Source organism: Aromatoleum diolicum, assembly GCF_012910955.1.
GTDB lineage: Bacteria > Pseudomonadota > Gammaproteobacteria > Burkholderiales > Rhodocyclaceae > Aromatoleum > Aromatoleum diolicum.
In genome coordinates this window covers 1-12,109 of the sequence record NZ_WTVQ01000055.1, presented here as the reverse complement: position 1 = coordinate 12,109, position 12,109 = coordinate 1, and the positions used below count along the sequence as shown (strand labels likewise).

Genomic DNA, 12,109 nt, shown 5'->3' with positions numbered 1-12,109 from the left:
ACTTTAAAGCTTATTTGGGCCTTGCTATGAATGGTGAGATAAATTATGAAAACAACCCCTTGCATGGTGTTAGTTTAAAAAAATTGTTAACTGAAATCGTTGATCACTATGGTTTTGAAATTTTATTTGCCTATTTAAACATCAATTGTTTTAATACCAATCCAAGTATAGAGTCCAGTGAAAAGTTCCTTAGAAAGACGGATTGGGCGCGTGAGAAAGTTGAAGCGTTTTATTTATATCAATTTATGAATTTACCTCGCGCGTCGGTCGAGCAATTTGAATTGCCGCCCAGAGATCGCGTTATTCCACAGGGTCAAACGCCGGGCAAGCCGGCTGAATTGAGTCTGGAAGACGCTGAGCGGTTACGCGAAAAGCGCGCCAAAAAAACGGCTATGCGAGGCCCGGATGCAGGCCGCCGTGCCAACTCGGATAAGAGTGTGTCAAATTATTCAAGGGCCTCCATTTATCGCGCTTCCGATCCAATGAAGAAGTATAAAAAATAAATCTGCTTTCAGAATATTCAAAGGCTAAGCGTCGAAGATTTCTTAGAATTATTTTGTGCCATTCAAAATGGATCATGGGGTCGCTCCAAATACGCACCGACCTACCACAAGAAGATCGGAGGCATCAGCGACTGCGCGATGCAGGCGCTGCTCGCGCAAGACTGGCCCGGCAACGTGCGCGAACTGGAAAACCTCATCGAACGCGGCGTGCTGCTCGCGCAACCGGGGGTCAGATTGAACTGCAGCATCTGTTCGCGGCCGGTCCCCCGACCCGCAGAACGACGTCGAGATCGGACGGGAGGGCTACGTCGGTGATGCCGCGGAAGCGAATCGCGGCAGGCTCGACGACGCGCTGCTCAACAAAGGCTTCGATCTCGAGGTCCACGAGCGGCGCTTGGCCGAACGCGCGGTCCGCCGCGCGAACGGCAATCTGACCCACACGGCGCGCCTTCTCGGCATCATGCGACGCCAGCTTACGTATCGGTTGAAGCAGGACGCGAACGCCACCGAATAGGCGATTCCCGCAGACCGTGGGCTGCCGTTCCTTTGGCGGTCGGCAGTTCGGCCTGACCGGCCGATGGAGGTTTTACGCGGAAGCGGACGTTGAACTGGACAGCACACCGGTAAGCCGCCATTCGCCTTGTTACGCCACATTTTGCGCACAACGGGCAGCTTTCTGAGCGTTCCAGACGTTGGCCAGCGACTTGGCGAGATCTCTGTCCGGCCACAAGCTGCCGGTGGCCGTTACATTTCGCTTGAATGTCGTTGGCAATCGGCTATGTTGAAGCAATGCCGTGTCGGGAGGCTCCTAACGGGGCCAGGAGCGGCCGGTGACCGTTACATTTCACTTGCGGGTCGATGGCGTTTGTCTATCTTAGGTAAGACAATGCAAAAATAGGTGGCCAATATTAAACCATCACGGGAAATCCCCCGGGTTTGCCGGGGGATTGTTACTCCCGCTTTCCACCAGTCATGCAGGCCATAGAAATGAAAAGCGGACTTGAGTTCGAGCTCTCGAACGGAATCATCATTCAAGTTGTCCCCACACAGGGAGCAGCCATTTGCTCCGTGAGCCACGGGGACACAAGGATTGATATCAAGCCAAGCGACGGCACCTTCCGTATCGTCGCGCCATTCGGCAAGTTGCTGGCGGAGATTCCTCATGTGGTCCGCTTTGAGCCAAAGGACTTGGTCGTCACTAATCCACAACCGGCAGAACAGGCAACGGGCGCGGCGCATGCCATGAAGAGCTGCACAACCTGCGGTGGCAGATGGTGCTGCGTGAGTGGCGGCTGCGTCAATTGCGGGTGTGGTTGGACCTGCGGCGCTGAACCCTGAACCAACTTCGCTATGGAGGTTTCGCAATGAAGTGGGAAACCATCGAGCTATCCGATCAACTAACACCAACGCCGCCCAAGCTTGGCAATTGGCTTCGAACGGAGCGTGCGCGAGTAGTCGGTGGATGGTTGGTTCGCACTGTTCTCATTCAACGAGAAGCTGCTCAAATCCCTGGCGCTGCGGTCGAGCCTGAGTTCAACTCGAGCATCGCACTGGCCTTCGTCCCAGATGCAAACTGGTCTTGGGTCCCTTGAGTTGCACTGAGCGAGGATCGACCTATGCCAAGCCACCTTACATTCTTCGTGTCGCTCATTGCGGCGCTATTTTGTGGCTGCGCTTCAAACTCGGTCCCCATTGAACTCGCCCTCCGTGGCCCGTATTCGTTGGACAAGGCCGTCCGAGACAGCGGCTATCAGGGCGAAAGCCTCCAGTTTTTTAATCGCGTCTACTTGGTCAGGCTGGATTCAAATCGTCGATTTCCCTGTTGGATTCAAACGGTCCGTTACCCAACGTTTGGCGAATCATGGGAAAAAGTTAGAGTTTACGAATCACTCGATGCCTTTGCCGCAGGTTGGGACGTTATTGGCACCACACAACGGTCACCCTATCGAATTGATGCCGTAACCATCTACGAAAACCTGGAAAGCGATATTGTTACAGCCACTTTGCGAGATTTCTTGCTGAAGAGGCATCCTAATGCCACACAGTCTCGGCCATATCCAGAACTTATAAGAAAATGTGGGGGGGATACATGAGAATACTCGTGTCTCTAGCCATTCCGTGTATCAATACTGGAAAGACGACAGATACCAGAATCGATCAGACACTTGGGCATTTGCGCGTCCTCAGGGCGACGTCCAAGTTTCGCTCGTTCTGTAAAAATCCGGAGCCAGTACCTTTTTTTGCTGGGGAAATGAGCGCCAAGGATACAACGATCCCTGTCGTCAGCTGAACTAGTTCGTGGCCGACGCTACGATCATTACACTGCTGGCCATTGCGCGTCTGGCAAGCACGAATTGGACTTTCATTGACGCGGTCACGTAATGGAGTCACGACAGTGAAAGAGTTCCCGAATACAATTCACAATCAAACTAACCCAGAATCAATCGTGCGCTATACGGCGTCTGACGCCAAGGAGGCCGCTCGCCTCGGGACTGCCGTCTACATTCTCCCCGATCCCGTGGCCGGTCCCGCTTGCGTACAGAGTATGTTGGCCGAGAATGTGTCTTACGACGAGTGCGAGGCTCGAGCGGCATATTGTATTGCGTTCAAATGGATATCCAACGAAGTCGCGTCGTATGCCGACGTAGTGAAGCACAAAGCCGAGCGGAACTGCACTCAGGACTTTTGCCCCAGTCCCAACTGCGGTCCACAGGGATCAATATGCGCCTGCGTGGGAGGCAATTGCTACATCTAAATCTCAATATCTACGGCTTTCTCCCGTGGTAAATATCGGCGCCGGCTGCTGATATGCACCAACTACTTCTACCGAATATCAGGAAGGAGCGATGACAATGGGTATTCCGTTGACTGCGCAAGCTGCGCAACAAGCAGGACTAAAGAAGGCTGGCGATCAAGAGATCGGCACGGCCAAGGCCGCCGGAGGCGTCCACTTTGAAAGCCCGCAAGAGAACTACATCTGCTATATGGGACCATGCAGCAATGGATACAGGACGATCTGCTATCACACGGACAGCGGCTGCAATAACTGTTATACAACGTCAGAAGGCTGCTAGCCGTGATACCGCGACCGCCACACTAGTATTGAACGCGGCGGGCTTAGTTGTCCGCTGACTATCGCATGCAACCCTTGGGGGAACTTCATGAATCTTTCAGTGGAACGCCTCGTATTAGAAGCAGACTCCGACAGGACTTTGGATGAGAAATGGGTGAGATCATTGCGCAAACTATTGCTTGAGATGGGAGCAAAGAATATATCGGGCCAAGAGGCGGCTTCTGTTGGGGTTTCCCTTAACTTCACGCTTTCCCACGGGACCACGGAATGTGTAAAGATCTGCGTAAGGGATAATCACGGCAATGAAATCTGTGCTTGTGTCTAAAGAGCTGGTCTTTGCATTAGAGAATTTAGGGGACAGACCAGAATGGCACTAAGTTAAGCCCCATTTGCGTGGTGTCGGCCGCGATGTGGAATTTCAAACATCTGATGGCGAGGAGTGGTTAAAAAGGCGAACGGTTTGGGTCGTCGTTTCAAACATCTGGGCTCCCGTCGCCCCGGTCGGGCGGTGAGCTGACGAGCGCCGATGGCCGCACGGAGCGAGCCGAGCAAACGCGCCGTTCGCTGTCGTCGGCAGCACGTCGATGGAGTTGCGGCTCCCACTGCCGCAAGGCTTGGATGCTGGCTTTGAAACTGATTCGGCGCGGTGCGCATTCGATGGCGTTGGCGGCGTCGACGATTAGCCGACGCACGGCGTTATAGGCAATGAAGTACATCAGGATTTCCTTCATCACCAAGGCGGGGGTTCGGCATCGCAGCACGTCCATGCCCATGGTCGTCTTGATGTCGCGGAAGAACAGCTCCACATCCCAACGCTGGCGGTAGAGGTCGGCCAGTTCAGCGGCGCCATAGCGCATCGAATCCGTCAGGGTTGTGACCAAGTAATAGCTTTTCGACCGCATCCCTGGAACGTTGATGGTGACCTTGATTTGGCGAAGATCCAGGTGTTCGGGCAATGCCTGCCATTCCTCCTTGCTGTAGCTCAGGCACTTGTTCCACACCGGTTTCGGCCACCGAATCAGCAAGTCATCCGGTCCCAACACCGCCACGGCCGACGCGGCGGCGACCGGGGTACGCCGCGCCAGTGTGATCACCGAATCAACGCCGCGTTGCTTGAACTGCCAGACGTCGTAATAACTGCAAAATCCCTTGTCGCCGAGAAAGATGTCACCACTGCTGAAACTGTCCCATTGTTGTCGCAACAGCGGCAGTTCGGCGTTCTTACTGTGGCCCAGGCGGTAACTCAACAAGGCCCCAGTTTGCAGGCAGAAGCAGGCGCAAATTCGTGCCTGCGGAAAACCGCAGCCGAGCTTCTGACTTTTGGGTTGAGGCCAGTTTTGTTGATTGGCGTGCGTATCCGCCATGCTGACCCCCGTGCCGTCGACTACGACAACGCGACGATCTTGCCACCAGCGACTTCGGCCTTGCTGCTGTAGGTCTTCAGCAGTGTGCGTCAGGATCTTTTCCAGTTCAGCCGGATCAAGTTTGCTGCGTGCCTGGCAGTACGCCGACGTCGATGCCGATGGCACCGGCATTGATCGCGTCGCGGCAAGCGCTTGAACCTTGCGAACCACTTCCTGGCAGCCGCCGTCGGCGTCGAGGATTTGAGAGAAAAAAGCCCAGAAGGTGTTTTCCTTGCTGAACAGCCGGCGGCGACTGAAGGCGCCATCCGCCCCGTTCTCCAACGCCTTTGCCGGTATGAAATGGCCGAAACAATCGCCAAGCTGGCTGATCGAGTGCTGACGAATCCGAGCCTTCTCTTCGGACAGTCGCTGCGCCGCCGAACGCGGCCTCCGGCGCAGCGTGGCAAGGTGGAAACCGGGCAGAAAGAGCGTGGCGTTTGTCATGCCGGATTATCTCACGCAACGCCATTGTCATGCGCGCCGGGCATGACAAAAGGTCTTAACTTAGTGCCATTCGGGACAGACCACGAATACCTACCTAACAACCGCACCGCTTGAGGGACTTCCCCTTCCGCTTATCCAAATTGAGCTTCAGCAATTCAATCTTGGCGCTTCGATGCCGGGGCGCACAGGCCAACGGTGGAAGTGGGAAGTCCCTTTGTAGTTAGCAGGACCTGTGCGGCAAGCCGCGTTAATGCCACGTTGAACGTCGGCATCCGATTAGCGTGGCCGTCGCCTTTGGGTCGGGCACGGACGGATGCTTGCCGAGGCTGGGCGGCTTCTTTCTGACCGGTCTGGACTTTCTGGTGGAAGTTCGTTATTCGCGGCCTCGCGGACAGCTTGCGTTCGGAATTGGCCAATCAGCAGCCACGCCCGGCCGACGACAGGGCCCTGGAGCAGCCAATCACCAAGTACGAAACCGGCCGTTCAGCGACCACAAGCAAACGGACAGGCCTGAAGCAGGCGCCCGCCGCAGGCCTGTCCGCGCTATGACGCCACGAAAAGCTCCACAGTGTCCGGATGCACTCCGTCGTACTTCATTGCCTCGGCTGCGTCAGCACCCTCAAGGGCTTGGCTCAGGGCCTCTAGACTGGGTACGTTCTCGATAATGAGCCCGACTCGATTCTTCCCATCAGGACTGACGAACGTTCGTACAGTCATTCCGTGCGCGCCAAAGAACTCGGCCCGCTTGGGCGAACTCAGCCAGTGAGCGACGTCGTCAACATCATGCACCGCGATTACCGTGGTCATTTTGACAACCTTTCTGTAGTGGAACCTTGAAGCCAGCGTTTTTGAACAGGCCCGGCCGACATGAACCTCGTGACCCGGCATGGCTTCAACATAGAGAAGTGTCGTCACTTTTCAAGTGGAATGTTACGGTCACCGTCACCTCGTGGCCGGGGCATGTCCGACACGATCACGAGCTCGCCAACCGGTCCGCCTTCGAACCTGCCGCTCAAGGGCCCAAAATGTCCCGAGCGCACCGAACGGCTGCTTTGTCCGCAGTGGTCTACTGGCGAATGTCCGGTCTGGAAAGGTTCGAACGGCCGGTCAGGCCGAGGACTTGGCGGTCGTCAGCCCAACGGTGCTGCATGATTGCCCGGGGGTGCGAGCGACGGCACAATGCCGTCGGTATTATCCGACCATCCTTTATTTCCGCACTCCCTGTTGAGCCCCTGAAGGATCCGATGCAGCTGGTGCACTCTCGGCGAGCGATTTCCGCCTTCCTTGCAGCCTGCTGCGGCCTGTTGGCCGCGGCGGCGGGCTTCGCTCTCGTCCGCGCCGGAGGTTCATTGCCGGCGCCGGTGAGCGGCTTCGCCTGGCTGATGGTGATACTGATGGTCGTGGGACTGCTGATCGGGCTGCGAGATACCTGGCGACCGCCGCTCATGTATCGCGCCGACGAGCGCGGCGTAACGATCTTCTACCAGGCCGACCGGCGCCGCTTCGCGGGACCGGGCGTCTTCCTGCCGTGGGAGTCGGTGACGAAACTGACCTTGGAAAAGCGTATTTGCAGGGGCCACACCGCGAGGAAAGTGAACATTTGGGTCGTGGTCTGCGCCCTGGACCGCGAGGCCCCGTTCCCGGTCGCGCAGCATAGTTCGGCATGTGAAGACGAGGACCATCTGGTGTGCCTCGATGCCGTGTCGGGAACTCTCTCCGGTGAAGAGATGCTCGCGCGACTGCGGGATTTGTGGGCGCGGGGCAAGCGCCGCGGAAGGGGCGCGAAGTTTCCATGACGAACGAACGGAAAGTCCCGCGCTGGCTCCCGCTGCTCTTCGTGGTGATCGGCGTCTACGTGGTGCTCTTGTCGCTCGGGGTCGTCCCGGATCTTCCCCATTCGAAAAAACAGGGGCTTTTCGCGACGCCGCATCACTGGCAGATCACCAGTTTCGGTCTGGCCTTCCTCTGCGCCGGCATCTCGGCGGCCTTCCCGGACCGGCGTCATTGGCTGTTGTTCCTCAATCACACGGTTCTTCTCGTTGCCTTCCTGGTGCCGACGACCTGGGTGCTGTTCTTCTCCGGCGCCGTTAACCGGCCGATGCAGATTTTCGGCGGCATCCCGCTCGTCGTCGGCGCCGTCGGCGGACTGCTGGGTCTGTGGCGGTTTGCCCGGTTCAACTCACGCGTGGATCAGATCACCCGGAAGCCGTGCGTGCCGTCGCGGACGAGCTGCGCGACGAGGCCGAATTCCCAGTCGAGATAGCCCTGCATCGCCTCGCGCGGGTTGTCGGTGCCCTCGTAGGGGCGGCGATAGCGGTCGATCGGCGGCGATGCGAGTCGGGTGTCGCCGGATTCCAGCGGTTGCGCCGCCGCCGACCATGCGCGATTGCCGCCATCGAGCAGCCACACGTCCGCCTCGACAAGGGCGTCCAGCTCCGGCGCCGTAAAGCTCGCAAGCAGACCGTCGTCGCACGTGAGGATGTAATGCTGGTGCCGCGGGAGTGCCTGCAGCGCATCGGCGAGCTGCGAGCGCAGGACGAAGTACGCGCCGGGTATGTGGCCCTTGCGGTACTGCGCGCTGGGGCTGAAGTCGAGCACGGCGACGTCCTCACCCGCGACCTGCCAGCGGGCGAGCGTTTCGGGCAGGATGCGGCGGATGCGCGGCAGGGACGGTAGCGGCGCGCGCCACGCGCCCTGCTCACGAAAATCGACCGCGGGGACGTCGTCGATGACGTGGACTTCCCAGCCCATTTGCGCGAGCCACGAGGCGGTCATGTTGGCGCGTACCCCGTCGTTGTCGACCAGCACGATGCGCGCGCCGCGCACCGGGGCCACCATTTCCGTCTCCTGCACGAGCTGTCCGCCCGCCATCGGGCGGAATCCGGGCAGATGGCCGGACTCGTATTCCTCGGGCGTACGCACGTCGAAGAAATAGGTGCTGCGGCCCTGCTGCGAGCGCCAGCGATCGACATCGGCGAGCGTCGCGCGCTGCACGCCGGCCCGGTCGGCAAGCGCGCGGGCTGCCTGCGCGGCACGCGCGCGGGTTGGCTCGGAGACTTCGCCGAAACGCCGCTCCTGCCCCCGTTCGAGGGCGAGCCCCGCGAGCGTCCAGCCGATCGTGCCGTTGCGCAGCGCCGCGACGGGGTTGGGGATGCCCGCGTTCACGAGCGACTGCGTGCCGATGATGCTGCGCGTGCGTCCGGCGCAATTGACGATCACCTGCGTCGCCGGATCCGGGGCGAGTTCGGCGATGCGCAGCACCAACTCCGCGCCCGGCACGCTGGTCGCGCTCGGGATGCTCATCGTGTGGTATTCGTCGAAGCGCCGTGCGTCGACGATGACGACGTCGGCATGGCGGTCGAGCAGCCCCCTGACCTCCTCCGCCGCGAGCGACGGCGTGTGCCTTTCGGCCTCGACGAGTTCGCCGAAGGCCTTGCTTGGCACATTCACGTCACGGAACAGCTCGCCGCCCGCTTCCCGCCAGCCGGCCACTCCACCCGCAAGCACGGCGACGTCGGTGTAGCCGAGGGCAGCGAGGCGCGCGGCGGAAGTTTCGGCGAGACCTTCGCCGTCATCCAGCACCACGATGGGCACGTCTCGCCGCGGGATTTTCGCGTACGCATCGAGCTCGATGCGCCCGAGCGGGAAGTTCGCCGCGAACAGGGGATGGGCCTGTGCGTGCGGGTCTTCTTCGCGCACGTCGAGCAGCGCGATTTCGCGGCGTTCTAGCAAGGCGGCGCGGACTTCGGCGTAGGTGCGTATTGCGATCTTTCCGGCCATTGCGTTAGCTCCAGAGGTTGGGAACGACGTCGCTCGCGTAGCCGGAGACGAGGGGTTTCGCGAAGCCGGTCTGCGGGTCGAACACGTCGCGCGCGCTCGTCCTCATTCGATGCGCGCCCCCGACTCGGCGATGACCTTGGCCCATTTCGCGCTGTCCTCGCGGATCACGCGCGCAAATTCGCCCGGCGTGCTGGTCTCGACGTCGAGGCCCTGCTCGGCCAGCCGCGCCCGGGTCGCGGGCAGGCTGGCGATGCGCGCGAACTCCGCATTCAGGCGCTCGACCACCGGCTTGGGTGTCGCGGCCGGAACGACGATGCCGAACCACGACGCCACCTCGAAGCCCTTCAGCCCCGCTTCGGCGGCGGTCGGCACGTCGGGCAGCACGGGCGAGCGCTTCGCGCTGCTGATCGCGAGGCCCTTGACCTTGCCGGCCTTGACCTGCGGCGCGAGGACGGCGAGCGTGTCGAAGGCGAGATTGACCTCGCCGCCGAGCAGCGCGGTGACCGCGGGCGCACTGCCCTTGTAAGGCACGTGAAGTAGGTCGACACCGGTGAGGCTCTTGAAGAGCTCCCCGGAGAGGTGGCACAGGGTGCCGTTGCCGCATGAGGAGTAGCTGATCTTGCCCGGCTGCGCCTTCGCGGTGCCGACGAGTTCCTGCAGGGAATTGGCATTGACCGTGCCGTTCGCAGCGACGACGTAGGGCACCGACGCGACGATCGCGACCGGCGCGAAGTCCTTGACCGGGTCGTAGCGCAGGTCTTTGGCGAGATTCGGCAGGATCGTCAGTTGTCCGGCCGGGGCGAGCGACAGGGTGTAGCCGTCGGGAGCCGACTTCGCCGCGGCTTCCGCCGCGATGGCGGTGCCGGCGCCCGGTTTGTTCTCGACGACGACGGGCTGGCCGAGCGCTGTCGACAGCTGTTCCGCATAGAAGCGGCCGATGATGTCGGAGGCACCTCCGGGCGGGAACGCGACGATGAGCTTCAGGGGCTTGCTGGGCCAACGGTCGGCGTCAGCGGCGGCTACCGGATTGGCAAGCGCAAGGGCCGCCAGCAGGGAGGCGGCCGAGCGAAAAACAGTGCGGGAGAGCGACATGGTATTTTCCTGACGACAAATGGAGATGAGTGGGCGCACCCGGCACGCTCAGCGTCCGGCGAACTGCGGCGCGCGCTTTTCGATGAAGGCGGCGATGCCCTCGTGGTAATCCTCGGCGCTGTTCACCGCCTCGACGCGCGCGCGAGCGATCGCGGCCGCTTCCGAAGGCCCCTTCGGCAGCACCTGCCCGACGTAGTCCTTCAGCATTCCGACCACCAGCGGCGCATTGGCGGCGATCTGCTGCGCCAGTTCGCGCGCGACATCAAGCTGCTGGCCGAGCGGCACGACGCGGTTCACGAGGCCCGCCTCGTAGGCGCGCTGCGCCGAGATCGAGCCGCCGACGAGCAACAGCTCCATCGCGACCTTGTGTGGGATGCGGGCGGCGAGCGAACTGATCAGCCCGCCGCTGTAGCCGACCTTCGCTTCCGGATAGGACAGCACGGTGTTGTCGGCCGCGACCGCGAGGTCCGCCATCTGCACGAGCACCAGCCCGCCGCCGACCACGAGCCCGGCGGTGACGGCGATCACGGGCTTCGTCACCGGCACACCGACGCCGGGCACCGCGCGCCAGAAGTCGTGCGGGATGTCGCGCAGGTCCGCCCCGGCGGTGAAGGCGCGTTCGCCAGTACCGGTGAGGATCGCGACGCGGTCGTCGCTCGCGTTGAAGCGGTGCCACGCGGCGTTGAGTTCGCGCACCACGTCGTGGTTGATGATGTTGTACTTGTCCGCGCGGTCGATGGCGATTTCGGCAATGCCGTTGCGCGAGGTATAGGTGACTGAGGACATGGGTTCCTTCCTGTGCTTTGGGGTTCGTTTCAGTTCGTCGTGGCGGCCAGCGGGAACCAGCAGGCGCTTTCGGCCATTGCCGCGTGCTTACGGTCGATGCCGATGTGGGCGATGCGCAGGTCGTGCGCCGGTGCGAATCCAAGGCCCGCGAATTCGTCGATGTCGGCGCCGGCCATCACGCCCCCTTCCCGACGATCTCGATCAGCTTCGTCTTCGCGCCACTGCGCGGGAAGCTGCCGAAGGGGACGATCTCGACCTTCGGGCGGAAGGTGAGCAGTTCGCGGATGCGCTGCTCGATCCGTGCGCCGAGCGCCGGCCACTCGCCAGTCGGGGTGTCGGCCGCGGCCTCGATGGCGAGGCGCAGCGGCGGCTCGACGCGCGGCGGCGGCGCGTCGAGGCGGATGCGCAGCTCGCCCGACACCTGCGGGCGGAACTGGCCGACGACGTTCTGGATCGCCGCCGGATACACCTTCACGCCCTTGATCGCGAGCATGTCGTCGACGCGGCCGATGATCTCCATGCGCGTGCCGAAATGGCCGCAGCCGGGGCACTCGCCGACGTGGAGGCGCAGGATGTCGCCGGTCGCGTTGCGGAACGCGGGGGCCGCTTCGTACTCGAGCGCCGTGTGGATCGCTTCACCCACCGCGCCGTCCTTCAGCTCGAGCGGCGCCTTGGTGTGGGGATCGACGAGGTCGTAGCGGAAGCAGTAGTCCTCGGCGAGGTAGTGCATCCCGTGCGAATGTTCGCTGTCGCAGATGATCGTGCCGTTGTGCCACGCGCCGCCGGTGGCGTCGAAGACCTGCGCGCCGAAGTGCTCGCGCACGCGCTGGCGGAAGGTGGGCAGGCTCGCACCGGGTTCGCCGGAGCAGTAGATGATTTCGATGCCGAGCGCGCCGACCGGCTTGCCGATCTCCTGCGGCGCACGCTCGATCAGCTGGCTCACCATCGACGGCGTCGCGAACAGCACGCGCGGACGTGTCAGTTCGATGTAGCGCAGGATCTTCGGCACCCCGCCCTCCGCCCCGACC

At 61.3% G+C, this 12,109-nt stretch carries 14 protein-coding genes; 6 read left to right on the top strand and 8 right to left on the bottom strand.

The window, feature by feature from the left end; genetic code table 11:
- The first annotated feature begins 26 nt into the window (after positions 1-26).
- Together GPA25_RS24395 and GPA25_RS24430 are read left to right on the top strand one after the other, a co-directional pair.
- Positions 27-503: a VF530 family protein gene (locus tag GPA25_RS24395; RefSeq protein WP_169262375.1), complete on the top strand. Its 477-nt coding sequence runs from the start codon at positions 27-29 to the stop codon at positions 501-503.
- Positions 504-641: 138 nt separating this feature from the next.
- Complete coding sequence (locus tag GPA25_RS24430) at positions 642-818, top strand: AAA-type ATPase lid domain-containing protein (protein WP_484463058.1); 177 nt, start codon at positions 642-644, stop codon at positions 816-818.
- On the opposite strand, the gene GPA25_RS24090 is transcribed toward GPA25_RS24430, so the two are convergent.
- On the bottom strand, positions 733-942 hold the full coding sequence (locus GPA25_RS24090; protein WP_246265993.1) for a hypothetical protein: 210 nt from the start codon (positions 940-942) through the stop codon (positions 733-735). The two genes, GPA25_RS24430 and GPA25_RS24090, sit on opposite strands and share 86 nt — an antisense overlap.
- Here GPA25_RS24090 and GPA25_RS24390 point away from each other — a divergent pair.
- On the top strand, positions 898-1,017 hold the full coding sequence (locus GPA25_RS24390) for a helix-turn-helix domain-containing protein (protein WP_425486417.1): 120 nt from the start codon (positions 898-900) through the stop codon (positions 1,015-1,017). The two genes, GPA25_RS24090 and GPA25_RS24390, sit on opposite strands and share 45 nt — an antisense overlap.
- 473 nt (positions 1,018-1,490) lie before the next feature.
- Positions 1,491-1,841 carry a hypothetical protein gene (locus GPA25_RS21070; protein ID WP_169262374.1) on the top strand — a complete coding sequence of 117 codons (351 nt, stop codon included), beginning with the start codon at positions 1,491-1,493 and terminating at the stop codon, positions 1,839-1,841.
- Between the two features lie 2,208 nt (positions 1,842-4,049).
- On the opposite strand, the gene GPA25_RS21065 is transcribed toward GPA25_RS21070, so the two are convergent.
- Both GPA25_RS21065 and GPA25_RS21060 read right to left on the bottom strand, forming a co-directional pair.
- Positions 4,050-5,423, bottom strand: a complete 1,374-nt coding sequence (locus GPA25_RS21065; protein ID WP_211163270.1) for an IS4 family transposase — start codon at positions 5,421-5,423, stop codon at positions 4,050-4,052.
- A gap of 543 nt (positions 5,424-5,966) precedes the next feature.
- Positions 5,967-6,338 carry a hypothetical protein gene (locus GPA25_RS21060; RefSeq protein WP_211163269.1) on the bottom strand — a complete coding sequence of 124 codons (372 nt, stop codon included), beginning with the start codon at positions 6,336-6,338 and terminating at the stop codon, positions 5,967-5,969.
- 329 nt (positions 6,339-6,667) lie between these two features.
- On the opposite strand from GPA25_RS21060, the gene GPA25_RS21055 reads away from it, so the two are divergent.
- Both GPA25_RS21055 and GPA25_RS21050 read left to right on the top strand, forming a co-directional pair.
- Complete coding sequence (locus GPA25_RS21055) at positions 6,668-7,219, top strand: hypothetical protein (protein ID WP_169262373.1); 552 nt, start codon at positions 6,668-6,670, stop codon at positions 7,217-7,219.
- The gene (locus GPA25_RS21050) at positions 7,216-7,686 is read left to right on the top strand and encodes a hypothetical protein (protein ID WP_169262372.1); all 471 of its coding nucleotides are present in this window, start codon (positions 7,216-7,218) and stop codon (positions 7,684-7,686) included. Before GPA25_RS21055 ends, GPA25_RS21050 begins: the two co-directional genes overlap by 4 nt.
- Here the strand turns inward: GPA25_RS21050 and GPA25_RS21045 are convergent.
- From GPA25_RS21045 to GPA25_RS21020, 5 genes are all read right to left on the bottom strand, one after another.
- Positions 7,614-9,203: a rhodanese-related sulfurtransferase gene (locus tag GPA25_RS21045; protein ID WP_169262371.1), complete on the bottom strand. Its 1,590-nt coding sequence runs from the start codon at positions 9,201-9,203 to the stop codon at positions 7,614-7,616. The genes GPA25_RS21050 and GPA25_RS21045 overlap by 73 nt on opposite strands.
- A 102-nt stretch (positions 9,204-9,305) precedes the next feature.
- Positions 9,306-10,295, bottom strand: a complete 990-nt coding sequence (locus GPA25_RS21035) for a tripartite tricarboxylate transporter substrate binding protein (RefSeq protein ID WP_169262370.1) — start codon at positions 10,293-10,295, stop codon at positions 9,306-9,308.
- A 48-nt stretch (positions 10,296-10,343) separates the two neighbouring features.
- On the bottom strand, positions 10,344-11,081 hold the full coding sequence (locus GPA25_RS21030) for an enoyl-CoA hydratase/isomerase family protein (protein WP_050415845.1): 738 nt from the start codon (positions 11,079-11,081) through the stop codon (positions 10,344-10,346).
- Positions 11,082-11,110: 29 nt separating this feature from the next.
- A complete protein-coding gene (locus tag GPA25_RS21025) occupies positions 11,111-11,257 on the bottom strand; it encodes a hypothetical protein (protein WP_169262369.1) in 147 nt (48 codons plus the stop codon).
- On the bottom strand, positions 11,257-12,109 hold an 853-nt coding region (locus GPA25_RS21020; protein ID WP_211163268.1), incomplete at its 5' end, for a phenylacetate--CoA ligase family protein. The genes GPA25_RS21025 and GPA25_RS21020, both read right to left, overlap by 1 nt.

Excerpts from the sequence above, each read along its gene's own strand:
- GPA25_RS21070 (WP_169262374.1), top strand. The coding sequence starts at position 1,491 with ATGAAAAGCGGACTTGAGTTCGAGCTCTCGAACGGAATCATCATTCAA.
- GPA25_RS21045 (WP_169262371.1), bottom strand. The coding sequence starts at position 9,203 with ATGGCCGGAAAGATCGCAATACGCACCTACGCCGAAGTCCGCGCCGCC.
- GPA25_RS21025 (WP_169262369.1), bottom strand. The coding sequence starts at position 11,257 with ATGGCCGGCGCCGACATCGACGAATTCGCGGGCCTTGGATTCGCACCG.
- GPA25_RS24395 (WP_169262375.1), top strand. The coding sequence starts at position 27 with ATGAATGGTGAGATAAATTATGAAAACAACCCCTTGCATGGTGTTAGT.
- GPA25_RS24430 (WP_484463058.1), top strand. The coding sequence starts at position 642 with ATGCAGGCGCTGCTCGCGCAAGACTGGCCCGGCAACGTGCGCGAACTG.
- GPA25_RS21030 (WP_050415845.1), bottom strand. The coding sequence starts at position 11,081 with ATGTCCTCAGTCACCTATACCTCGCGCAACGGCATTGCCGAAATCGCC.
- GPA25_RS21035 (WP_169262370.1), bottom strand. The coding sequence starts at position 10,295 with ATGTCGCTCTCCCGCACTGTTTTTCGCTCGGCCGCCTCCCTGCTGGCG.
- GPA25_RS21050 (WP_169262372.1), top strand. The coding sequence starts at position 7,216 with ATGACGAACGAACGGAAAGTCCCGCGCTGGCTCCCGCTGCTCTTCGTG.
- GPA25_RS21065 (WP_211163270.1), bottom strand. The coding sequence starts at position 5,423 with ATGACAAACGCCACGCTCTTTCTGCCCGGTTTCCACCTTGCCACGCTG.
- GPA25_RS21055 (WP_169262373.1), top strand. The coding sequence starts at position 6,668 with ATGCAGCTGGTGCACTCTCGGCGAGCGATTTCCGCCTTCCTTGCAGCC.